Source organism: Rahnella sp. PAMC25617 (assembly GCF_050606005.1).
In the GTDB taxonomy this organism is placed as follows: domain Bacteria; phylum Pseudomonadota; class Gammaproteobacteria; order Enterobacterales; family Enterobacteriaceae; genus Rahnella; species Rahnella variigena.
In genome coordinates this window covers 99,974-121,447 of the sequence record NZ_JBOCUM010000006.1, presented here as the reverse complement: position 1 = coordinate 121,447, position 21,474 = coordinate 99,974, and the positions used below count along the sequence as shown (strand labels likewise).

At 52.9% G+C, this 21,474-nt stretch carries 21 protein-coding genes; 11 read left to right on the top strand and 10 right to left on the bottom strand.

From position 1 onward, the window contains the following. The first annotated feature begins 6 nt into the window (after window positions 1-6). The 3 genes from ACM615_RS06520 (at window position 7) to murJ (ending at window position 3,326) form a co-directional block, all read left to right on the top strand. The gene (locus ACM615_RS06520; protein WP_132963876.1) at window positions 7-660 is read left to right on the top strand and encodes a YceH family protein; all 654 of its coding nucleotides are present in this window, start codon (window positions 7-9) and stop codon (window positions 658-660) included. A gap of 12 nt (window positions 661-672) precedes the next feature. Then, a complete protein-coding gene (locus ACM615_RS06515) occupies window positions 673-1,584 on the top strand; it encodes a Gfo/Idh/MocA family protein (RefSeq protein WP_431011669.1) in 912 nt (303 codons plus the stop codon). A 206-nt stretch (window positions 1,585-1,790) separates the two neighbouring features. Then, a complete protein-coding gene (gene murJ / locus ACM615_RS06510) occupies window positions 1,791-3,326 on the top strand; it encodes a murein biosynthesis integral membrane protein MurJ (protein WP_431011668.1) in 1,536 nt (511 codons plus the stop codon). A gap of 79 nt (window positions 3,327-3,405) precedes the next feature. Here the strand turns inward: murJ and yiaA are convergent, their stop codons facing one another. After that, window positions 3,406-3,855, bottom strand: a complete 450-nt coding sequence (gene yiaA / locus ACM615_RS06505; RefSeq protein ID WP_129638633.1) for an inner membrane protein YiaA — start codon at window positions 3,853-3,855, stop codon at window positions 3,406-3,408. A 176-nt stretch (window positions 3,856-4,031) separates the two neighbouring features. Next, entirely contained in the window at window positions 4,032-5,765 is a 1,734-nt protein-coding gene (gene argS, locus ACM615_RS06500) for an arginine--tRNA ligase (RefSeq protein ID WP_431011667.1), read from the bottom strand. A 227-nt stretch (window positions 5,766-5,992) separates the two neighbouring features. Here argS and ACM615_RS06495 point away from each other — a divergent pair, with 227 nt between their 5' ends. Then, complete coding sequence (locus ACM615_RS06495) at window positions 5,993-6,553, top strand: VOC family protein (RefSeq protein WP_431011666.1); 561 nt, start codon at window positions 5,993-5,995, stop codon at window positions 6,551-6,553. Here ACM615_RS06495 and ACM615_RS06490 read toward each other — a convergent pair. Continuing rightward, window positions 6,550-7,698 carry a MalY/PatB family protein gene (locus ACM615_RS06490; protein ID WP_431011665.1) on the bottom strand — a complete coding sequence of 383 codons (1,149 nt, stop codon included), beginning with the start codon at window positions 7,696-7,698 and terminating at the stop codon, window positions 6,550-6,552. The genes ACM615_RS06495 and ACM615_RS06490 overlap by 4 nt on opposite strands. 113 nt (window positions 7,699-7,811) lie before the next feature. Between ACM615_RS06490 and cutC the strand changes: the two genes are divergently transcribed. Then, window positions 7,812-8,570 (top strand): copper homeostasis protein CutC, encoded by a 759-nt coding sequence (cutC, locus tag ACM615_RS06485; protein WP_112288240.1) that lies wholly within the window; start codon window positions 7,812-7,814, stop codon window positions 8,568-8,570. 408 nt (window positions 8,571-8,978) lie between these two features. Here the strand turns inward: cutC and ACM615_RS06480 are convergent, their stop codons facing one another. The 6 genes from ACM615_RS06480 to ACM615_RS06455 all read right to left on the bottom strand — a co-directional run bounded on the left by ACM615_RS06480 (window position 8,979) and on the right by ACM615_RS06455 (window position 13,186). After that, window positions 8,979-9,182, bottom strand: a complete 204-nt coding sequence (locus ACM615_RS06480) for a hypothetical protein (RefSeq protein ID WP_112288239.1) — start codon at window positions 9,180-9,182, stop codon at window positions 8,979-8,981. A 170-nt stretch (window positions 9,183-9,352) separates the two neighbouring features. Next, complete coding sequence (gene cmoB, locus ACM615_RS06475; protein WP_112288238.1) at window positions 9,353-10,324, bottom strand: tRNA 5-methoxyuridine(34)/uridine 5-oxyacetic acid(34) synthase CmoB; 972 nt, start codon at window positions 10,322-10,324, stop codon at window positions 9,353-9,355. Continuing rightward, window positions 10,321-11,064, bottom strand: a complete 744-nt coding sequence (gene cmoA, locus ACM615_RS06470) for a carboxy-S-adenosyl-L-methionine synthase CmoA (protein ID WP_120162666.1) — start codon at window positions 11,062-11,064, stop codon at window positions 10,321-10,323. Before cmoA ends, cmoB begins: the two co-directional genes overlap by 4 nt. A 136-nt stretch (window positions 11,065-11,200) precedes the next feature. Then, entirely contained in the window at window positions 11,201-11,596 is a 396-nt protein-coding gene (locus ACM615_RS06465; RefSeq protein WP_431011664.1) for an MAPEG family protein, read from the bottom strand. A gap of 108 nt (window positions 11,597-11,704) precedes the next feature. Continuing rightward, a complete protein-coding gene (locus ACM615_RS06460; RefSeq protein WP_112288235.1) occupies window positions 11,705-12,523 on the bottom strand; it encodes a DUF72 domain-containing protein in 819 nt (272 codons plus the stop codon). Window positions 12,524-12,610: 87 nt separating this feature from the next. After that, window positions 12,611-13,186 (bottom strand): hydrolase, encoded by a 576-nt coding sequence (locus ACM615_RS06455; protein ID WP_112288234.1) that lies wholly within the window; start codon window positions 13,184-13,186, stop codon window positions 12,611-12,613. Between the two features lie 335 nt (window positions 13,187-13,521). Here ACM615_RS06455 and aspS point away from each other — a divergent pair, with 335 nt between their 5' ends. From aspS to ruvB, 6 genes are all read left to right on the top strand, one after another. Then, window positions 13,522-15,318, top strand: coding sequence for an aspartate--tRNA ligase (gene aspS, locus ACM615_RS06450; protein ID WP_112288233.1), 1,797 nt, complete (start codon window positions 13,522-13,524; stop codon window positions 15,316-15,318). Then, window positions 15,318-15,764: a dihydroneopterin triphosphate diphosphatase gene (nudB, locus tag ACM615_RS06445; RefSeq protein ID WP_120162670.1), complete on the top strand. Its 447-nt coding sequence runs from the start codon at window positions 15,318-15,320 to the stop codon at window positions 15,762-15,764. Before aspS ends, nudB begins: the two co-directional genes overlap by 1 nt. A gap of 25 nt (window positions 15,765-15,789) precedes the next feature. Next, window positions 15,790-16,533, top strand: a complete 744-nt coding sequence (locus tag ACM615_RS06440) for a YebC/PmpR family DNA-binding transcriptional regulator (RefSeq protein ID WP_013575035.1) — start codon at window positions 15,790-15,792, stop codon at window positions 16,531-16,533. Window positions 16,534-16,642: 109 nt separating this feature from the next. Continuing rightward, window positions 16,643-17,164, top strand: a complete 522-nt coding sequence (gene ruvC / locus ACM615_RS06435) for a crossover junction endodeoxyribonuclease RuvC (protein WP_015696865.1) — start codon at window positions 16,643-16,645, stop codon at window positions 17,162-17,164. Window positions 17,165-17,251: 87 nt separating this feature from the next. Next, a complete protein-coding gene (gene ruvA / locus ACM615_RS06430) occupies window positions 17,252-17,866 on the top strand; it encodes a Holliday junction branch migration protein RuvA (RefSeq protein WP_013575037.1) in 615 nt (204 codons plus the stop codon). An 8-nt stretch (window positions 17,867-17,874) separates the two neighbouring features. Continuing rightward, window positions 17,875-18,882: a Holliday junction branch migration DNA helicase RuvB gene (gene ruvB / locus ACM615_RS06425; RefSeq protein ID WP_120162671.1), complete on the top strand. Its 1,008-nt coding sequence runs from the start codon at window positions 17,875-17,877 to the stop codon at window positions 18,880-18,882. Window positions 18,883-18,947: 65 nt separating this feature from the next. On the opposite strand, the gene ACM615_RS06420 is transcribed toward ruvB, so the two are convergent. Next, on the bottom strand, window positions 18,948-21,326 hold the full coding sequence (locus ACM615_RS06420) for a glycoside hydrolase family 3 N-terminal domain-containing protein (protein ID WP_431011663.1): 2,379 nt from the start codon (window positions 21,324-21,326) through the stop codon (window positions 18,948-18,950). Between the last annotated feature and the right edge of the window lie 148 nt (window positions 21,327-21,474).

Genomic DNA, 21,474 nt, shown 5'->3' with positions numbered 1-21,474 from the left:
AGCAGTATGAAACACGAACTCAGCGCCCGGGAGGCCCGTGTCGTGGGCTGTTTGCTTGAAAAACAACTCACCACGCCAGAACAATATCCGATGACCCTCAACGGCCTGACCACGGCCTGCAATCAGAAAACCAACCGCGAACCGGTGATGGAACTGAGCGAGAGTGAGGTGCAGCAGACGCTGGATTTACTGCTGCGCAAGCACATCATCCGCACCCTGAGCGGCTCGCGCACCATGAAGTACGAGCATCGTTTCTGTAATTCCGAGTTCGGTAATCTCAAATTTTCCCCGCAGGAAGTGGCGGTGGTCACCACGCTGTTGCTGCGCGGCGCACAGACGCCCGGTGAACTGCGAACCCGCACCAACCGTTTGCATGATTTCTCCGATGTTGCCGAAGTAGAACAAACCCTGACTGAACTGACGAACCGTGAAGACGGCCCGTTCTGTGTGCGTCTGGCCCGCGAACCGGGTAAGCGCGAGAGCCGGTTTATGCATCTTTTCAGCGGAGAAGTCAGCAACGTGGCCGGTGCCGCTGAAGAGCCATTATTCAGTTCAGCGCCCGAAAGTGCAGATCTGGCTGCGCGAGTAGAAACGCTGGAAGCAGAAGTCGCTGAGCTGAAACAGCGTCTGGAAAATTTGTTGCAACACCTGGCTGATTAAAAGGAGCGGGTTGTGAGTAAATTACGAATTGGTGTTATCGGACTGGGCGGGATTGCGCAGAAAGCGTATCTGCCAGTGCTGAGCCACGCTGAAAACTGGACGCTGGCAGGCGGATTTTCTCCGAATCAGCAAAAAGCACAGGCCGTTTGTGACAGTTACCGCATGGCCTGTTTTTCCCGTATAGATGAGCTGGCCAGTCAGTGTGATGCGGTTTTCGTTCACAGCAGCACCGCCAGCCATTACGAGGTGGTCGGGCAGTTGCTGGCGCAGGGCGTGCATGTGTATGTCGATAAACCACTGGCGGCAGAACTTGGTCAGGCTGAACAGCTGGTAGAACAGGCGCAAAAGGCAGGCAAAGCGCTGATGGTCGGGTTTAACCGCCGTTTCGCGCCGTTGTATCGCCAGCTTAAAGAGAACATGCAGGATGCGGCATCATTACGCATGGATAAACACCGGACCAACAGCGTCGGACCAAACGATCTGCGTTTTACCTTGCTGGACGATTATCTGCACGTGGTTGATACCGCGCTATGGCTGGCGGGCGGAAATGCCACTCTGGAAAGCGGTCTGCTTCAGATTAACGAAGCAGACCAGATGCTCTACGGCGAACACCATTTCCTGTGTGGCGAAACGCTGGTGACAACATCCATGCATCGCCGTGCGGGAACTGCCCGTGAGAGTATTCAGGCGGTAACGGAAGGCGCGGTGTATCAGCTGGACAATATGCAAATCTGGCGCGAAGAACAGCAGGATATTCTGACGCAACTGCCGGTGCCGGGCTGGCAAAGTACGCTGGCGCAGCGCGGATTTGTCGGGGCCATTGAACACTTTGTCGATTGTGTGAACAATCAAACTGCGCCGGAAACCAGCGGTGAGCAGGCGATTTATGCGCAGGCGATGATCGAGAAAATTCTGAATTCTTAACCTGAGTGCTTAACGGAAAAGCCGTGCGGGATGGCGCGGTTAACACTCTATAACAACATAAAACAACTGCCGGTGGCTATTGCATGGCGGATGCGTAGACTAAGCGCATCTTTGAGCCATGCCGGTTCATCTTTCACGCCTGCTGATGCAGGCGTGGTTGTTTAACTGACTCATTTATCAGCTAACCGGTAAACAAGAAAAGTGACATGAATCTACTTAAATCTTTGGCAGCCGTCAGTTCCATGACGATGTTTTCACGTGTATTAGGTTTTGCCCGCGATGCCATTGTGGCACGTGTATTTGGCGCCGGAATGGTCACAGACGCCTTTTTTGTGGCGTTTAAACTTCCCAACTTGCTGCGCCGTATTTTTGCCGAAGGCGCATTTTCTCAGGCTTTCGTGCCGATCCTGGCTGAGTACAAAACCCAGCAGGGCGAAGAAGCCACCCGCACCTTTATCGCTTACGTTTCCGGCTTACTGACGCTGGTTCTGGCGATTGTCACCGTTCTGGGCATGATTGCCGCACCGTGGGTAATTTATATTACGGCGCCGGGCTTTGTTGATTCACCGGATAAATTTGCGCTAACCAGTTCGCTGCTGCGTATTACTTTCCCGTATATCCTGCTGATTTCACTGGCATCGCTGGTCGGTGCGATACTCAATACCTGGAACCGTTTCTCTATACCGGCGTTTGCGCCGACGTTCCTGAACGTCAGCATGATCGGTTTTGCGTTGTTTGCTGCTCCGTACTTCCATCCGCCGGTGCTGGCGCTGGCCTGGGCGGTGGTGGCTGGTGGTTTGCTGCAACTCGGTTATCAGCTGCCGCATCTGAAGAAAATCGGCATGCTGGTGCTGCCACGTTTGAATCTGAAAGACGCCGGTGTGTGGCGCGTGATGCGCCAGATGGGACCCGCGATTTTGGGGGTTTCCGTCAGCCAGATTTCCCTGATCATCAACACGATCTTCGCGTCATTTCTGGTGTCCGGTTCCGTTTCATGGATGTATTACGCTGACCGCCTGATGGAGTTTCCTTCCGGCGTGCTGGGCGTGGCGCTGGGCACCATACTGCTGCCGTCACTGGCACGCAGTTTCTCCAGCGGTAATCATGGCGAATACAACCGCCTGATGGACTGGGGCTTGCGTCTGTGCTTCCTGCTGGCGCTGCCAAGCTCTGTCGCACTGGGCATTCTGGCGAAACCACTGACAGTCGCGTTGTTCCAGTACGGCAAATTCAGTGCGTTTGATGCCTCGATGACGCAACGTGCGCTGGTGGCGTATTCCGTCGGCCTGATGGGTCTTATCGTCGTGAAAGTGCTGGCACCGGGCTTCTATTCCCGTCAGGACATCAAAACGCCGGTGAAAATTGCCATCATTACCTTGCTGATGACGCAGGTGATGAACCTGGCCTTTATCGGACCGCTGAAACACGCGGGACTTTCCCTGTCGATTGGTCTGGCAGCTTGCCTGAATGCTTCGCTGCTGTACTGGCAACTGCGCAAGCAGGATATCTTTCAGCCTCAACCTGGCTGGAGAACGTTCCTGATCAAACTGTTTGTGGCAGTGATAGCGATGTCCGCGGCACTGCTGGGCATGATGTATGTGATGCCAGCGTGGGACGTGGGCGGTATGGCATATCGTCTGGCGCGTCTGGTGGCGGTGGTTCTGGTGGGCGTGGTGGCATATTTTGCCGTACTCGGACTGCTGGGCTTCCGCGTGAAAGAATTTGCGAGACGTCTGGATTGATGACTTTCTTATTCAGCAAATAAATAAGAAAAAACCCGCTATATCTCGGCGGGTTTTTCTTTATGCGATCAAGATAACTTTATTCTTCGCTGGTATTACTTTCTCTATCGGAATATTCCTGCGTATTTTTAGGATTTATCGCGGCCATATCTCGTGTGTTTTTCTGCACAGCAGTAGCCCCAAATAAGCACATAAAAAATGTCACGCCGTAAAATCCTTTTTCGCTCATCGCTAGTTCTGCATTCCATAAGCCTATGCACATTAAGGCAACGGCGATAGCAAATGCGGCCCAGCATAAGTTTGCATACAATGTCGTGGTTGGCAGGCCTTCCAGCTTGTCACGAACATGTTTTTGCAGGGAAACAGAAGAGAATAATCCGAGTATCAGTACAGCGAAATAATAGCCTTTTTCATTAAGCTGCATCTGAGCGTTGTTGAGTCCAATCAGAAAAATGATAAAGCCGCCTAATAATGCGATCCAGGATGCAAAGATAAAAGCCGTAGAGGGTTTGTTTTGAAAATTGTTCATTACTATTCCTTTAAATGAAAATCTATTTTTCAGTTTGAAGATCGCTTTCCTAAGCGATTAAATGCGTTGAGAATATTACGGTATAAACAGAATTTGAGGAATAGTATTTTTGTTGGAAACTCTGGAAACACAAAAGGGCGCTTGAGCGCCCTTTTTTAATATCGAAATACTGCGAATTACATACGTTCTACAGTTTCGATACCCAGTGTATCCAGACCGGTTTTCAGCGTGCGTTGTGTCAGCAATGCCAGTTTCAGACGGCTGTTGCGGCTGGTTTCGTCTTCTGCGTTGAGGATAGGGCAATGCTCGTAGAAGCTGGAGAACAGGCCTGCCACGTCGTACAGGTACGCACACATGGTGTGTGGCGTGCCTTCACGGGCGACGACAGTCAGCACTTCTTCGAACTGCAACAGGCGGGTTGCCAGCGCGGCTTCGCGCTCTTCACTCAGCACAACTGGCTGGGTCAGGCTGTTCACGTCGATTTCTGCACGTTTGAAGATGGAAGCCACGCGGGTATAAGCATATTGCATGTAGGGCGCAGTGTTACCTTCGAACGCCAGCATGTTATCCCAGTCGAAGACGTAATCGGTGGTACGGCTTTTTGACAGGTCAGCGTATTTGATTGCGCCGATACCGACGGCATTCACCAGTTTTTCCAGTTCAGCAGCGTCTTTCATTTCCGGATTTTTTTCGGTGATAAGCTTACGCGCGCGATCAATTGCTTCATCCAGCAGATCAGACAGTTTCACTGTGCCGCCGGAGCGGGTTTTGAACGGCTTGCCGTCTTTGCCCAGCATCATGCCGAACATATGGTGTTCCAGCGCCACAGAATCCGGCACGTAACCGGCTTTACGCGCAATGGTCCACGCCTGCATCAGATGCTGGTGCTGACGGGAATCGATGTAATACAGAACGCGGTCGGCACCGAGTGTTTCGTAGCGGTATTTCGCGCAGGCGATGTCGGTGGTGGTGTACAGGTAGCCGCCATCTTTTTTACGGATGATAACGCCCATCGGGTCGCCGTCTTTGTTTTTGTATTCATCCAGATAAACGACCACGGCGCCTTCACTGTCGACTGCCAGCCCTTTGGCCTGCAGGTCGGAGACAATGCCAGGCAGCATGCTGTTGTACAGGCTTTCACCCATCACATCATCTTCTGTCAGGGTCACGTTCAGGCGGTTATACGTCAGCTGGTTTTGCTTCATGGTCACGTCAACCAGTTTGCGCCACATTTGCAGGCAGTATTCGTCGCCGCCTTGCAATTTAACCACGTAACCACGTGCGCGCTCGGCGAAGGCTTCGTCTTCGTCGTAGTTTTTCTTGGCTGCGCGATAGAACTCTTCCAGATCCGCCAGATTCATGTCACCGGCATTTTCGTTCTGCACTTTTTCCAGATAAGCAATCAGCATCCCGAACTGCGTGCCCCAGTCGCCGACGTGGTTAGCGCGGATCACTTTATGGCCGAGGAATTCATTGGTGCGCACGGCGGCGTCACCGATGATGGTGGAACGGATGTGGCCGACGTGCATTTCCTTCGCCACGTTTGGCGCGGAATAGTCGATAACGATGGTTTGCGGTTCAACCGGCGTGATGCCCAGCTTTTCGTCGTTCAGAGCGCTGTCAACGTGCGCGCCAACAAACGCAGGATCGAGGAAAATGTTGATGAATCCCGGACCGGCGATTTCGACTTTATATGCGATACCGTTCAGATCTAACAGCTCAACCACTTTCTCTGCCAGTTGTCGTGGTGGCATACCCAGTTTTTTTGCCACGGACATTACGCCATTTGCCTGATAGTCGCCGAACTGCGCTTTGGCGGACTGACGGACTTGCGCTTCGCTGTCGGCGGAGGCGCCTGCTGCGATCAGCGCCTGGCTGACTTTTTCTGAAAGAAGTGACTGAATATTCACCGAAGTACCTTTATTTAGGAATGGAGTTGTTTGCTGTTCATCCCAATGCGGATGAACCTAAAATGATGCGTGTTTATATCATATTAGCCCTGCGACGTCAGTATCGCCGCACGCCTGACGGCAATGAAAACGCGATTCTGCGGCGCGTCTCTGGCAACCGGATGAAAGGCTGTGTAAATTACCCGACCCTGAAGATAAGCAAACTGAAATGAGATAGGATACCTGCCATGAACCAAGTGCCTGAGTTACAGGATTTAGCCGACGATATGCCGCCGTTTGTCAGCGTTTTGACGGCGTTTGCCGCAAAATTGCAGATCAATCTGGGCGAGTTTCATGCAGATCATATTTCAGTGCGCTGTCACCAGAATACGACAGCGGACCGGTGGCGCGCCGGGCTGGAAAAATGCGGGCAACTGCTTAATGAAACGATGATTAACGGCAGGCCGATTTGCCTGTTTACTCTCAACGAGCCGCTGGTTGTCGGGCCGCTGAGTATCGATCTGGTGGAATTGCCATATCCGGGAGATAAGCGCTATCCGCATGAAGGCTGGGAGCACATTGAGATTGTCCTGGAAGGTGACGAGGACGATTTGTATACGCGGGCGCTGGCACTGATTGCCGACGAAGCGCTGATGACGCCCGGTATAAAACTGAAACAAAGTGCGCCAAAGGGCGAGAATGAGCGGTTGCCTAACCCGACGCTGGCGATCACCGACGGGTCAGTGACCATCAAATTCCATCCCCACAGCTTGCGCGATATTGTTGCCAGCGAGAAGGCTGAAGGCTAACGTTCGAGCGACTGCAAGGCGGCCTCCATGCGGTCCATTGCCTTTTCCAGCAATGCCCGCTGGCAACCGAAATTGATGCGCACAAAACCGGGAGCACCAAATGCTGCGCCGCCGGAAAATCCGACGCCAGCTTCTACAAAGAACCGGTACGGATCCTGAACCGGCAATGCGCTGGCATCAATCCAGCCGAGATACGTGCCTTCCGGTGGCAGCATGCGTAATCCCGGCATGGCGTTGATTCTGGCTGTCACTAATTCCCGGTTTACGCGCAAATAGTCGAGTTGTGCGCTGAGCCATTCTTCTCCATCACGGTAAGCGGCGGTCGCAGCGACATAGGCCAGAATATTGACGTGCGGAACGATGCCTTCGCTGGTATCGAGAAAGTTTTTCCGTAACTGAGGATTAGGGATGATGGCCATTGAGGCGCCGAGACCGGCCAGATTGAAGGTTTTCGACGGCGACAGCAGGGTAATGGAACGCTGTTCTGCATCGGCATTGAGCGAGGCAAACGGGATATGTTTCAGCCCCGGTTCGAGGATCAGGTCGCAGTGAATTTCATCGCAGCACACCACTAAGTTGTGGCGTCGGGCGAACTCCTGTTGTTCCAGCAACTCTTCGCGGCGATATACCGTTCCGCCCGGATTATACGGGTTACATAACATCAACAACTTTTCGCTGCCATCCATTTGATTTTCGGCAGCGGCGACATCGGCCACCCAACGCTGATTCTGCTCAATTACATTAACCGATTTAAACTGACGCCCTTCGGATTGCGCTGCCTGCATAAACGGCGGGTAAATCGGCGTGGGCATCAGGCTGGTCTCATGCTGACTCACGTTGGCGCGCACGGCGACGTTTAATCCGCACACCAGCCCTGGTAACCAGACAATCCATTCGGGCTCAATAGCCCAGCCATAACGTTCTGCCAGACGTTTTACCACTAAATCAATCAGTTCCGGCGGCGTAAAACCATAACCGAACACGCCTTCTGCCACGCGTTGCTGCAACTCTTTGATAACCTGAGGCGGAGAAGTGAAGTCGGTATCGGCTACCCAAAGTGGAATGACATCCTGATTATTGTATTTATTCCACTTAACGCTATCACTGTGACTGCGGTCTACCCATAAATCAAAATTGAGTGTCATAGTTAGCTTTCCTAAGCAAGCAGGTTGGGCGGGGATGCTCATCTCAAAGCCTACGCGACATGGCCGGTTACAGACAAGTGTTGTAGCATAATGCCGTAATCAGGAGAGATCACATGACTAAATTAGAAGTGTGTTGTTACAGCGTAGACTGTGCGTTGACAGCAGAACAAGCCGGAGCCGATCGCGTCGAATTATGTGCGAGTCAGGCTGACGGCGGGATTACGCCGAGTTACGGTACCCTTAAACTGGCGAGGGAAAAAGTGACAATCCCGGTACATCCGATTGTACGTCCAAGGGGGGGTGACTTTTGCTATAGCCAGAGCGAATTTGATGTGCTGAAAAGTGACATCGCCTGCATTCGTGATCTCGGTTTTCCGGGACTGGTCGTCGGTATGCTGGATGCGGAAGGGCATATCGATATGCCGAGAATGTGGGAAGTCATGGCGCTGTGCGGCGATATGGCCGTGACATTCCATCGCGCGTTCGATATGTGTCTCAATCCGAAGATTGCGTTAGAGCAGTTGACTCAGTTAGGGGTGGCGCGCATTCTGACTTCCGGACAGCAACAAAATGCAGAAGTAGGTTTACCGATGCTTCGGGAACTCAACCAGCTGACGCGTGGTCCAATCATTATGGCTGGCGCGGGCGTGCGACTGACCAATCTGCAAAAGTTTGTGGATATCGGGCTGACTGAATTGCACAGCTCGGCTGGACGTCAGGTGCCTTCTTCTATGCGTTACCGCAAAGCCGGTGTCACGATGAGTTCTGACACCGATTTTGATGAATTCAGTCGTTATTGCGTGGACGGCGATATTGTTGCCGCAATGAAAAGAACATTGCAGTTCGACGATGAAGTATCCCGCTCGGCGTAATAACTCTAAAGTTTAACCGGGTCACACGACCCTTATTGCGTCGCCCTGCGCAAGTACCAGGCCCCGTCACTTTGGCGGGGCTTTTTTTATTCTTCGTTCTTTATAAGTGCGGGATAACTGCGGGAGATTACAGTCGTCATTAACCGGAATGACTTCTCAGCCCCAGGTCAGCAATGCCACGCCAAACATCCCTGCTTTAACGACCAGACACATGACAAAAAGACCTAAAACAATAACGGCGCGGTCCATGAGGAAACGAATTCTTCTGCGCATTGATTTCTCCGCGAAATAATCGCGTACGGATAAATTGGTTGGCCGAATTTATACACGAAAAACTATCAATCAATCCAATGTTATAACGTCAAAACGCGAAGCTTTACAAAGGGCTTTGACAGAAGAGGGGAACCGCTACTTTTCGTAGAAGTTTTTAATCCTGATCGCGACGTCAATATTGGCCCAGTGTAATTCGTCCTCTTTATGCAGACTGCTGCTGCCATCTTCCCAGGAAACGAAATAGGACACGGTGCCTGTCTGTGATTCGAAGGTATTCATAATGCGACCTTTGATATCTCCGGATCTGTGTTTAACGATGCTGCCTTTAGGGAATTTCATACTTCCTCCCAATACGTTAACGACGATCTCTGTCAGAACAAACAGATAGCTTCAATAAAGGTTAGACCTTTTTACGGCGCGATGTACAGAGCCATGTGGCTGAAAGTGAGGGTAAAGTGTGAGCAATAAATTCCGCCAGACCGGAGGATGTCTGGCGGAGGAAGAGGGAGTTAAGGCTTGCGGGCGATAAGCAGGGCGCGACGCGGTGCCGGATAACCTTCGATGGTTTTGGTCGGGTCATTCGGATCGAGGAATTCAGCCAGTGACTCACTGGTCATCCAGTCAGTACGGCGTTGTTCTTCCAGCGTGGTGACGCTGACATCCGCAATGCGTACATCAACAAAGCCGCATTTGATCAGCCAGTTTTTCAGTGCTGCTGCAGAAGGGATGAAATAGATATTCCCCATCTGCGCGTAACGGTCGCCCGGTACCAGTACCTGCTCGCTGTCGCCTTCAATCACTAAGGTTTCCAGCACCAGTTCGCCTCCGCTGACCAGCTGATTTTTCAGCTGCAGAAGGTGATCCAGCGGCGAACGACGGTGATACAAAACGCCCATCGAGAACACCGTATCGAACGCGTTCAGCTCAGGTAATTGTTCGATACCCAGCGGCAAAAGGTGCGCGCGTTGATCGCCGCCCAGTAATTTACGTACGGCCTCGAACTGGCACAGGAACAGCTGCATCGGGTCGATACCCACGGCCAGATGCGCGCCTGCGCCAATCATGCGCCACATGTGGTATCCGCTGCCGCAGCCGACATCAAGAATAGTGCGGCCTGCCAGCGAAGAGATATGCGGCAGTACGCGATCCCATTTCCAGTCAGAACGCCATTCGGTATTGATTTCAACGTCGTACAGCGAAAATGGCCCTTTACGCCATGGCATCATATTGCGCAGCAGATTTTCAATCCCTTCGCGCTGACCGGCTGGCAAAGGCACTTCCATATTTGCGCTGACGCTATGCAGCAAATCCAGACGTTCTGGCTGCAACAGTGGCAAACGATCGACGGAGTTAAACCACAGTTTGAACTTGCCGTGCAGCGATTCTTTCTGCCATGCAGTCAGTTGCGATGGCAGGGTATTAAGCCACGGGCTCAGCGGCCCTTTGGCGATAACGCGATAAAAATCACCGAAATCAATCATTCTGCTTCTCCGGCTTTCAGCGCAATCAGTGAGCCGAAGTTAAAGCACTGGAACCAGACTTCTGTGTGCTGGAAACCGGCCTGGTGCAGGCGGGCTTTGTGAGTTTCAACCGAATCGGTCAGCATTACATTTTCGAGCATGCTGCGTTTCTGGCTGATTTCCAGCTCGCTGTAGCCGTTCGCACGTTTGAAATCGTGATGCATATTGAACAGCAGTTCGCCGACGTCTTTATCTTCAAAGCTGAATTTTTCAGACAGTACCAGCGCAGCACCCGGACGCATGCCCTGATACACCTGATTCAGCAAGCGCTGACGGTCAGCCGGTTCAAGGAATTGCAGCGTAAAGTTAAGCACCACCATCGAGGCATTTTTCAGCTCGATATCCAGAATGTCGGATTCAATCACGTTAACCGGCGTATCGGCACGGAAAGCATCAATGTGGCGGCGGCAGCGTTCCACCATGGCGGGAGAGTTATCGACAGCAATGATTTCGCAGCCCGGAACCTTGATGTTGCGACGCATCGACAGCGTGGCAGCACCCAGCGAACAGCCCAGATCGTAGACATTCGAGTCGGGCTGAACGAAGCGCTCGGCGAGCATACCAATCATCGAAATAATGTTGGAATAGCCCGGAACTGAGCGTTGGATCATGTCAGGGAAAACTTCAGCAACGCGTTCGTCGAACGTCCAGTCGCCCAGCTTATCTATTGGTGCAGAAAACAGCGTATCGTGGTTTGCCATAGCGGTGAGTCAGGCCAAAAAGAGTGTGGGTAAAAAGTTGAGGGCAGATTTTAGCAGATACTGGCGCAGGCAGATACCTGCGCGCTCGGGAGTTGTTTCAAAACTGCATCAAAACAGCCTGGGAAAAGCGGGGCGATCAGTCGAAGTTCAGAAATTGTGACCATGGCAGATAGATAATATTCACCACGACCATCAGCACCAGCGAGATATACGTCGCACCCATGCCGTTGCGGCGCCAGGCAAATTCGCGGTTCTTCAGCCCGTAATAATGGAATAACCGGCCCAGAATCAACAACAAACCGCAGGCGTGGACTGTCCAGATGGGCGAACCGTTCATTTCCATATACAGCAGCAGTAAACAGCCGATGGGCAGATATTCTACGGCGTTACCGTGGACACGGATGGCGGTTTGTAATTCATAGGAACCGCCGTCGCCGGTGGCAATGTGGTATTGCATCCGCAGGCGGACAACATCGAAAGAGAGTTTGATCAAAAGTATGGCAGCAAGCACGACATATAACGCGCTAATCATGATGACTTCCTTGGTTAATCCCTGTTTTCTGGCGGAACTAATGCCTTCCGCTTCGCCGCTATGATAACGGGCTGCCGTAAGACTGTCGTCAGAAAATCCTGAATATTCTCAGAACAAGGTGTCCTGTTCTGGCCAGTCAGGTGCGGGCTGAACAGAGGGCATCTGCCGGTGCAAATCCTGCCACAGGCTGCGCGCCTGCTGCGGAGCATCTGTGCAGTCAGGCGTATGAATAAACAGATACGGTGATAATCCCTGAGATTGCCAGTCGTCGAGTTTTTTAATCCACTGCCCGAACAGCGGACGGTTAGCGTCCAGACTGTCGCCGCCGATAAAACGCACAATGGGCCGGGATGATGTCGCCAGCGCGTGCAGCGGCAGAATCGGTTTTTTGCGTTTAGCTTCGAGCACTGCTTCAGTTGTGGATTTCGAACTGTGAACCGGACGGCTGTCGAGAATGGCGCGGTTAATTCCACGCTGATGTAAGCCCTGATTCAGCGCACGTTCTTCCCCGCCTTTGTTGAAAAAATCTTGATGGCGCACTTCAACGCCGTAATCGAAACCCGCGGGAAGGGCATCCAGAAATTGCCACAGTCGGTCGAGGTGAACGGGGGCAAACGTGGCAGGAAGTTGCAGCCAGAGCTGACCAATGCGTTCACCGAGCGGTTCGAGCGTGCGGTAAAACAAATCGACGTTTTCCTGACAATTCGTCAGTGCCGCTTTATGGCTGATGTCCGATGGGAATTTGAAACAAAAACGGAAAGATTCCGGCGTCATGTCGCGCCAGCGCATCACCACTTCCTGTTTGGGCAGGGCGTAAAAGGTGGTATTGCCTTCGACGCAATTGAAATACCGCGCGTAATCGGCCAGATCACGCAAACCGATTTTTGCCCAGGCGTTGTGGTGCCATTGCGGTAAACCAATATACATAATCATGCTCCCTGTTTTCTGAGCCGGAATTCCCAAATAAAACGCCGCCTCAGCGGGCGGCGTTCAGGCAAGAAATTCAGGGTAACGTTACTCCGGCAGAGCGGCAAGCACTTCGGCAGTTGAACGTACGCGACTGATACGCGGGAAGATAAATTGCACGCTGGACTGATGATGGTCATTGTTGTGCGCGCTGCAGGCGTCTTCAGCAATGACCAGTTCATAGCCGTGTTCCCAGGCGTTACGCGCAGTGGATTCCACGCCGATGTTAGTGGAGATACCGGCCAGCACGATGCTTTTGATGCCACGACGACGCAGTTGCAGATCCAGATCGGTGCCGTAGAACGCGCCCCACTGGCGCTTAATCACCAGCAGATCATTGTCGGTGACGCCCAGCTGTTCCGGGAATTCCCACCAGCTTGCGGGTAAACCGCCCTCCGGTGCAGCCGCAGGGATATCAACCGGTTGTTTCAGCGCTTCGTCAAAAGAATTTGACCAGCCCACGCGAACCATGACGACCGGCGCGCCCAGTTTACGAAAACGATTTGCCAGTTCAGTAGCATTATCCAGCACCTGCTGTGCGGTGTGCGGGCCACCAGCGAACGGTAAAATCCCTTTCTGTAAGTCGATCAATACCAGTGCGGTAGTTTTTGGGTCAAGTTTCATGTGTAGCTCCCGGTTTTCAATAGGGGTAATGAGAGAAAGGAATTATTTACTGCGTGTACAAAGGGGATGGCGCGAGTCTATTCTAACGGGCAGACTGAAATGAGATAATTTTGTTAAATTATGTGTAGCTTGCAACACGAATGAATTTCCGCGTCAGCGTTGACGTGTTCGTACTTATCCTTCGCCGGAAATTCCTTTATAATAGCCGCCTTTTTTCGACCTGAATAAAACCCATTCCGAGCGCTGCTGAGTTTTGCGGCGAGCGACCAGAGTCAATAACCGTTTCTGTGCCTGTGCGCCATGAGGCCGGGTAGTGGGATCAAAAGGATACCGTTATGCGTACTGTATATTGTGGAAAACTGAATGCGTCCAATGTGGGCCAGGAAGTAACATTGTGTGGCTGGGTTAACCGTCGCCGCGATTTGGGTGGTTTGATTTTCATCGATATGCGTGACCGCGAAGGCATCGTTCAGGTTTTCTTCGACCCGGATCAGGCTGAAGCCTACAAACTGGCGTCTGAACTGCGTAACGAATTCTGTATTCAGCTGACCGGTACCGTGCGTGCGCGTCCTGAAAGTCAGTTCAACAAAGACATGGCGACCGGCGAAGTGGAAGTGTTCGCCAGCAATCTGAACATCATCAACCGTTCTGAATCGCTGCCGCTGGACTCCAACCACGTCAACACTGAAGAAGCGCGTCTGAAATACCGCTATCTGGATCTGCGTCGTCCTGAAATGGCTAACCGCCTGAAAGCCCGTGCAAAAATTACCAGTTTTGTGCGCCGTTTCATGGACAGCCATGACTTCCTCGACATCGAAACTCCGATGCTCACCAAAGCCACGCCGGAAGGTGCGCGTGACTATCTGGTGCCGAGCCGTGTGCATAAAGGCAAGTTCTACGCCTTACCGCAGTCTCCTCAGCTGTTCAAACAGCTGCTGATGATGTCCGGTTTTGACCGTTACTATCAGATTGTTAAATGCTTCCGTGACGAAGATTTACGTGCTGACCGCCAGCCTGAATTCACCCAGATCGACGTGGAAACCTCCTTCATGAGCGCTGAACAAGTGCGTGAAGTGATGGAAAAACTGGCCCGCGAACTGTGGCAGGAAGTGAAAGGCGTGGATCTGGGCGATTTCCCGATCATGACTTTTGCAGAGGCTATGCGTCGTTTCGGCTCTGATAAACCGGACCTGCGTAACCCGATGGAAATGGTCGATGTGGCCGACCTGATGAAAAACATCGAGTTCAAAGTGTTTGCTGATCCGGCTAACGATCCAAAAGGCCGCGTGGCTGCGCTGCGTGTTCCGGGTGGTGCCTCCCTGAGCCGTAAGCAAATTGACGAATACGCAAAATTCATCGAAATCTACGGCGCGAAAGGTCTGGCATACATCAAAGTGAATGAAGTGGCGAAAGGTCTGGAAGGTATCCAGAGCCCGGTCGCGAAATTCCTTAACGAAGAACTGCTGGCAGCCCTGATCGAACGTACCGGTGCGCAAGATGGCGACATGATCTTCTTCGGCGCAGCCAGCGCGAAGATTGTGACTGATGCGATTGGCGCACTGCGTCTGAAAGTTGGCCGTGACCTGAAAATCACTAAAGAAGACATGTGGGCACCGCTGTGGGTTATTGACTTCCCGATGTTTGAAGACACCGACGAAGGCGGCCTGAGCGCCATGCACCACCCGTTCACTGCGCCAAAAGACATGACGGCAGAAGAACTGGCGGCTAACCCGGTTTCCGCTATCGCAAACGCCTACGACATGGTGATCAACGGCTACGAAGTGGGCGGCGGTTCTGTGCGTATTCACCGCAGCGAAATGCAGCAAACCGTGTTCAGCATTCTGGGTATTAACGAGCACGAACAGCGCGAGAAATTTGGCTTCCTGCTCGACGCCCTGAAATACGGTACGCCTCCTCATGCGGGTCTGGCATTTGGTCTGGATCGCCTGGTGATGTTGCTGACCGGTACCGACAATATCCGTGACGTGATCGCCTTCCCGAAAACTACCGCGGCTGCGTGTCTGATGACCGAAGCGCCAAGCTTTGCCAACCCGGCTTCACTGCTGGAACTGGGCATCGCAGTGGTGGCGAAAAAAGAAGTGACGCCAGACACAAATACAGAGAATAACTAATGAGCTATAAGCGTCCTGAGTCGATACTGTGCGTCATCTACGCCAGAAACACCGGCAGGGTGCTGATGCTCCAACGAAAGGATGACCCAAATTTCTGGCAGTCGGTGACCGGCAGTCTGGAAGGCGGGGAATCCCCGAATCAAACCACGCAGCGTGAAGTCATGGAAGAGGTCGGTATCGACATTGCAGGTGAAAACCTGACTCTGCAGGATTGCCAGCGCTGCGAGGACTTTGAAATATTTGCGCATTTGCGCCATCGCTATGCTCCCGGCGTGACCCGTAACAAAGAACATTGGTTCTGTCTGGCGTTACCCGACGAGCGTGATGTGGTTCTTACAGAACATCATGCGTACCGGTGGCTCGATAAATCCGCAGCGGCTGCGCTGACGGTGTCTCCGAGCAACCAGCAGGCGATTGAAGAATTTGTAAACTATTCGGTCTGTTAAGACTTTAGACTTTTTGGAGATATTTATGGCAGGTCACAGTAAGTGGGCCAACACCAAGCACCGCAAAGCGGCGCAAGATTCTAAACGCGGCAAAATTTTTACAAAAATCATTCGTGAGCTGGTGACAGCGGCACGTCTGGGCGGCGGCGATGCGGGTTCAAACCCACGTCTGCGTGCGGCAATTGATAAAGCGCTGTCGAACAACATGACCCGCGATACCCTCAACCGTGCTATCGCACGTGGCGTGGGCGGTGACGAAGACACCAACATGGAAACCATCATTTATGAAGGTTACGGTCCGGGTGGCTCAGCCATCATGGTTGAATGTCTGAGTGATAACCGCAACCGTACCGTGGCAGAAGTGCGTCATGCCTTCACCAAAACCGGTGGCAATCTGGGTACCGACGGTTCCGTGGCTTACCTGTTCTCCAAAAAAGGCGTGATTACTTTCGCTCCTGGCCTGGATGAAGACGTGCTGATGGAAGCCGCGCTGGAAGCGGGCGCTGAAGACATCATTTCTTACGATGACGGCGCTATTGATGTCTTCACTGCCTGGGAAAATCTGGGCGAAGTGAAAGATGCGCTGGAAGCTGCCGGTTACAAAGCTGATTCCGCTGAAGTTACCATGATCCCATCGACCAAAGCCGACATGGATGCAGAAACTGCACCTAAACTGTTGCGCCTGATCGACATGCTGGAAGATTGTGACGATGTGCAGGAGGTTTACCACAACGGTGAAATCTCCGACGAGATCGCAGAAACTCTGTAATCTCAGTGCCGCCGGTGGCTACCACCGGCTGGCTATCCTGTTGTGCCTCAGCAGTTTATACTCTCCCCCAACTTTCCAAAAAAGCGACAACACAAGGCGTTGACTGGCTATGGCTATTATTCTGGGGATCGACCCCGGTTCGCGTATTACCGGCTATGGCATTATCCGCCAGACAGGGCGTCAGCTCAGCTATCTCGGCAGCGGGTGCATCCGCACGGTGGTGGACGATATGCCGGGACGTCTGAAACTGATTTACGCCGGTGTGTCGGAAATCATTACCCAGTTTCAGCCTGATTTTTTTGCCATCGAATCGGTGTTTATGGCGAAGAATGCCGACTCGGCTTTAAAGCTCGGGCAGGCGCGTGGCGCGGCGATCGTGGCAGCGGTGAATCAGGATTTGCCGGTGTTTGAATACGCGGCGAGGCAAGTGAAACAGACTGTCGTGGGTACCGGTGCGGCTGAAAAATCGCAGGTTCAGCATATGGTGCGTTCAATCCTGAAATTACCGGCCAATCCCCAGGCGGATGCCGCCGATGCGCTGGCGATTGCGATTACACATTGCCACATGAGCCAGAACGCCATTCGTCTGAGCTCAGACAAATTACAGATGGCTCGCGGACGTATGCGATAGACGCCGCAAGTCCATTAGGCTGGATATTCATCCAGCCTTTTTTATGATATAAACATCGCTGCTTTTGACCTGATAAGGAAAATGAACGTGATAGGCAGACTACGAGGCATTATTCTGGAAAAACAGCCCCCTTTGGTGCTGCTTGAAACTAACGGCGTGGGCTATGAAGTGCATATGCCGATGACCTGTTTTTACGAATTGCCGGAGCTGGGTCAGGAAGCTATCATCTTCACGCAATTTATCGTCCGTGAAGATGCCCAGTTGCTCTACGGATTTAACGATAAACAAGAGCGCGCGCTGTTCCGTGAACTGATCAAGGTGAACGGTGTGGGGCCGAAGCTGGCGCTGGCGATCCTGTCAGGCATGTCGGCACAGCAGTTTGTCAGTGCGGTGGAAAAGGAAGAAATCACCGCATTAATCAAGTTACCTGGCGTCGGTAAGAAAACCGCAGAACGCCTGGTCGTTGAAATGAAAGACCGGTTTAAAGGATTAAACGGTGATCTATTTAACAATCATACTGATATCACGCTACCTGCATCGGCGTCGAAAGCTAAAGAATCTGATGCCGAAGGCGAAGCCGTTGCAGCCCTGATATCCCTCGGATACAAACCACCTGAAGCCAGCCGTATGATCAGCAAAGTGGCCAAGCCGGGTGCGGAATCTGAAACGTTGATTAGAGAAGCGTTGCGCGCAGCGCTGTGAGGTAAACGATGATTGAAGCTGACCGCCTGATTTCTTCCGAAGTTTTCAGTGAAGAAGAAGTCATTGACCGTGCGATACGCCCGAAGTTGCTCAGCGAATACGTCGGGCAACCGCATGTGCGTTCGCAAATGGAAATCTTTATTCAGGCGGCTAAGCAACGCAAAGATGCGCTCGATCACCTGCTGATTTTCGGCCCCCCTGGGCTGGGTAAAACCACGCTGGCCAATATCGTCGCTAACGAAATGGGCGTGAATCTGCGCACGACGTCGGGACCGGTGCTGGAAAAAGCCGGTGATCTGGCCGCGATGCTGACCAATCTTGAGCCGCACGACGTGCTGTTCATCGATGAAATCCACCGTCTGTCGCCGGTTGTTGAAGAAATTTTGTATCCGGCAATGGAAGATTATCAGCTGGATATCATGATTGGTGAAGGCCCGGCGGCGCGTTCCATCAAACTCGATTTACCCCCTTTTACCCTGATTGGTGCCACCACCCGCGCAGGTTCCCTGACGTCACCACTGCGTGACCGTTTTGGTATTGTGCAACGTCTGGAATTTTATCAGGTGGCAGATTTACAGCACATCGTCGGGCGCAGTGCGTCTTGTCTCGGGCTGGAATTGTCGGAGGAGGGCGCGCATCAGATAGCCCGCCGTTCACGCGGTACGCCGCGTATCGCTAACCGCCTGTTGCGCCGTGTGCGTGACTTCGCGGAAGTCAAAGGCGATGGCACCATTAACGGTGATGTGGCTAACGGCGCGCTGGACATGCTGGATGTCGATGCCGAAGGTTTCGATTACATGGACCGCAAACTGTTGCTGGCGATTATTGATAAGTTCACCGGCGGGCCGGTCGGGCTGGATAACTTAGCTGCGGCGATTGGTGAAGAGCGCGAGACGATTGAAGACGTCATCGAACCGTTCCTGATCCAGCAAGGCTTTATTCAGCGCACACCGCGCGGGCGTATGGCGACCAATCATGCGTATAAGCACTTCGGGATTACCAGAGAATCAGAGTAAGCGATTTTGCACGCATAAAAACGGACGCCCTGAGCGTCCGTTTTGCTTATTTCAGCCAGCAGAAATTACTGACTGACTTCACAACGGCTGACCATCCGCCAGTGACGTGGCAACTCGCGCACTTCACCCGCCAGAATCACCTTTCCTGTTGCATGAATATCGGCGCTTGAAGAGCCCACCTGAACTTCAACAGAACCCGGTTCGACGATGCGCTTACCGGCGTGACTGGTGAAATTCAGCATGTCGGTCGGGATGCTGAAATTCAGCGTTGCGGTTTGTCCGGCCTCCAGCTCTACGCGCTCAAAAGCTTTGAGTTCCTGCATCGGGCGTACCAGTGATGCCATACAGTCACGCAGATAAACCTGCACCACCTCGCTGCCCGCCTGATTTCCGATATTGGTGACTTTGATTTGTACTGCAATATCGCCATTTTCGATAGCGACCGGTTGCTGATTGAGTTGCAGATCGTGATAGCGGAACGTGGTGCCGCTCAGCCCGAAGCCAAACGGGTATTTTGCACCGAAGTGGAACGCAATCGGCGTACCGCCACTTTTCAGTTTGTGATTGTAATAATAGGGCATGGCACCGGCGCTTTTCGGTACGGAAACCACCAGCCTGCCGGACGGTGCTTCTTTGCCGCTGACGATATCGGTAATTGCACGTCCGCCTTCCTGACCGGGCGCAAATGCCATCAGGAACCCGGCGACTTTTTCCTCCAGTCCGCCAAGGGAATACGGACGACCGCCGGTCATGACCACAATGGTCGGTTTGCCGGTCGCGACAATCTCTTCCAGCAACTGTTGCTGAACACCCGGTAATTGCAGGCTGTCCGTATCAGAACCTTCACCGACGGTGCCGCTCTGGAATAATCCGGCCAGATCGCCGACAAACACTAACGCGACATCACTTTCCTGCGCCAGTTTCACGGCCTGTGGGATAAGCGCGGTACTTCGTGATACCGGCGATTTTTGCATGGCTGAGCCGGCATCGCCGGGGAAGACCGGCGCGCCCGCTGTGCGTTTTTCAAGAATATGACAACCTTTTGCATACCGGATATTTTGCTCGCCGTAGGCGTCACGCAAGGCCTGTAACGGCGTGGTGACCTGTTCCGTCTGTGCCTCCATTTCGCTGATGATCAGATGCACGGGGAAGCTGTAACCGCTGAGTAACGCCAGCGGATCGTCTGCCGTCGGGCCGATCACTGCGATTTTCTGCCCGGATTTGGGTTTCAGCGGCAGGATGCCATTATTCTCCAGCAGGGTGACGGAACGGACGGCGGCTTTCCAGGCCAGCTCCCGTGTGGCGGGTTGTTGCATTTGTGGCTGCGGATCAAGGGCGTAAGGCTGTTCAAACAGCCCGAGGCGGAATTTTTCGGTCAGCACGCGGGCGACGATCTCGTCAATTTTCGCCATATCAATCAGGCCACGTGAAACCGCATCGGCAAGATGCTGCGCGCAATCGCCTTTCGGCAACTCGATATCCAGTCCGGCATTAAACGCCAGCGCGGCGGATTCCGCGTCGTCATGGCTGACACCGTGATGCTGATGCAGCAGGCTGACGCCGCCGTAATCGGCAACAATCAGACCATCGAATCCCCACTGTTCGCGCAAAACTTCTGTCAGCAGGAAGTGATCGCTGTGACAAGGCTGCCCGTCGATGTCGTGATAAGCCGGCATCACCGAACCGGCATTCGCCAGCTTTACCGCCATCTCAAACGGCAGCAGAAAGGTGTCATTCAGCTCGCGAAAACCCAGATGTACCGGCGCATGATTGCGAGCCCCTTCGCTGAATGAATGCCCGACATAATGTTTCAGCGTGGCCAGCAGGTCACGTTTTTCACCCTGCAAACCACGCACGTAAGCCGTCGCCATGATGCCAACCAGATAAGGATCTTCGCCAAAGGTTTCCTCAGTTCGTCCCCAGCGGACATCGCGGGAAACATCCAGCACCGGCGCCAGGCCCTGATGACAACCAACGCTTTGCGCTTCATCGCGGATAGCGCCTGCAATTTGCTCCACCAGTTGCGGATCCCACGTCGAGGCATAACTCAGGGAAGAGGGGAACAGTGTGGCGTCTTTGCACAATAAACCGACCAGACATTCTTCGTGGAACATCGCCGGAATGCCCAGCTGTGTTTCTTCAACCAGCATTTTTTGCAGCCGGTTCAGGGCGCGCACGCCTTCTGCCGGGCTGACCACGTGCGTTCCCAGGGGGCGCGTGATTTGTCCCGCGCCCAGCGCCAGTTGCTCCTCCAGTGCCAGAGTCTGTTTATGCCCGGCAAAATCATCGCTCAGATCGGACCGTTCTTTATGCTTCCCGTTGCTGTCGAGGATCAGCCAGAACGCGTGCATCTGGGCATATTTCTCAGCGGGCGTCATGCGGGCAAGCAGGTCGGCGACGCGGGTAGCGACGGGCTGTGAAGCATCCTGATACAGGTGAGTCATTTTATATCTCCTTGATTTTCCGGATGGGAACGCAGGGATAACGCGTTAAAAGGCGAAATATAAACAGAAGTATTGAGAATGGACTGCGCGTAAACAATTGAGGAAACGAATATGCATTTTACGTTATTTAATTTTGTTTCCGGTTTGT

Coding starts and splice junctions, on each gene's coding strand:
- murJ (WP_431011668.1), top strand. CDS start 1,791: ATGAATCTACTTAAATCTTTGGCAGCCGTCAGTTCCATGACGATGTTT.
- ACM615_RS06490 (WP_431011665.1), bottom strand. CDS start 7,698: ATGACACTCAATTTTGATTTATGGGTAGACCGCAGTCACAGTGATAGC.
- ACM615_RS06465 (WP_431011664.1), bottom strand. CDS start 11,596: ATGATTAGCGCGTTATATGTCGTGCTTGCTGCCATACTTTTGATCAAA.
- cmoA (WP_120162666.1), bottom strand. CDS start 11,064: ATGGCAAACCACGATACGCTGTTTTCTGCACCAATAGATAAGCTGGGC.
- ACM615_RS06420 (WP_431011663.1), bottom strand. CDS start 21,326: ATGACTCACCTGTATCAGGATGCTTCACAGCCCGTCGCTACCCGCGTC.
- ruvB (WP_120162671.1), top strand. CDS start 17,875: ATGATTGAAGCTGACCGCCTGATTTCTTCCGAAGTTTTCAGTGAAGAA.
- ACM615_RS06460 (WP_112288235.1), bottom strand. CDS start 12,523: ATGTATATTGGTTTACCGCAATGGCACCACAACGCCTGGGCAAAAATC.
- cutC (WP_112288240.1), top strand. CDS start 7,812: ATGACTAAATTAGAAGTGTGTTGTTACAGCGTAGACTGTGCGTTGACA.
- ACM615_RS06455 (WP_112288234.1), bottom strand. CDS start 13,186: ATGAAACTTGACCCAAAAACTACCGCACTGGTATTGATCGACTTACAG.
- yiaA (WP_129638633.1), bottom strand. CDS start 3,855: ATGAACAATTTTCAAAACAAACCCTCTACGGCTTTTATCTTTGCATCC.
- ruvC (WP_015696865.1), top strand. CDS start 16,643: ATGGCTATTATTCTGGGGATCGACCCCGGTTCGCGTATTACCGGCTAT.
- ACM615_RS06440 (WP_013575035.1), top strand. CDS start 15,790: ATGGCAGGTCACAGTAAGTGGGCCAACACCAAGCACCGCAAAGCGGCG.
- ACM615_RS06495 (WP_431011666.1), top strand. CDS start 5,993: ATGAACCAAGTGCCTGAGTTACAGGATTTAGCCGACGATATGCCGCCG.
- ACM615_RS06480 (WP_112288239.1), bottom strand. CDS start 9,182: ATGAAATTCCCTAAAGGCAGCATCGTTAAACACAGATCCGGAGATATC.
- cmoB (WP_112288238.1), bottom strand. CDS start 10,324: ATGATTGATTTCGGTGATTTTTATCGCGTTATCGCCAAAGGGCCGCTG.
- aspS (WP_112288233.1), top strand. CDS start 13,522: ATGCGTACTGTATATTGTGGAAAACTGAATGCGTCCAATGTGGGCCAG.
- ACM615_RS06520 (WP_132963876.1), top strand. CDS start 7: ATGAAACACGAACTCAGCGCCCGGGAGGCCCGTGTCGTGGGCTGTTTG.
- nudB (WP_120162670.1), top strand. CDS start 15,318: ATGAGCTATAAGCGTCCTGAGTCGATACTGTGCGTCATCTACGCCAGA.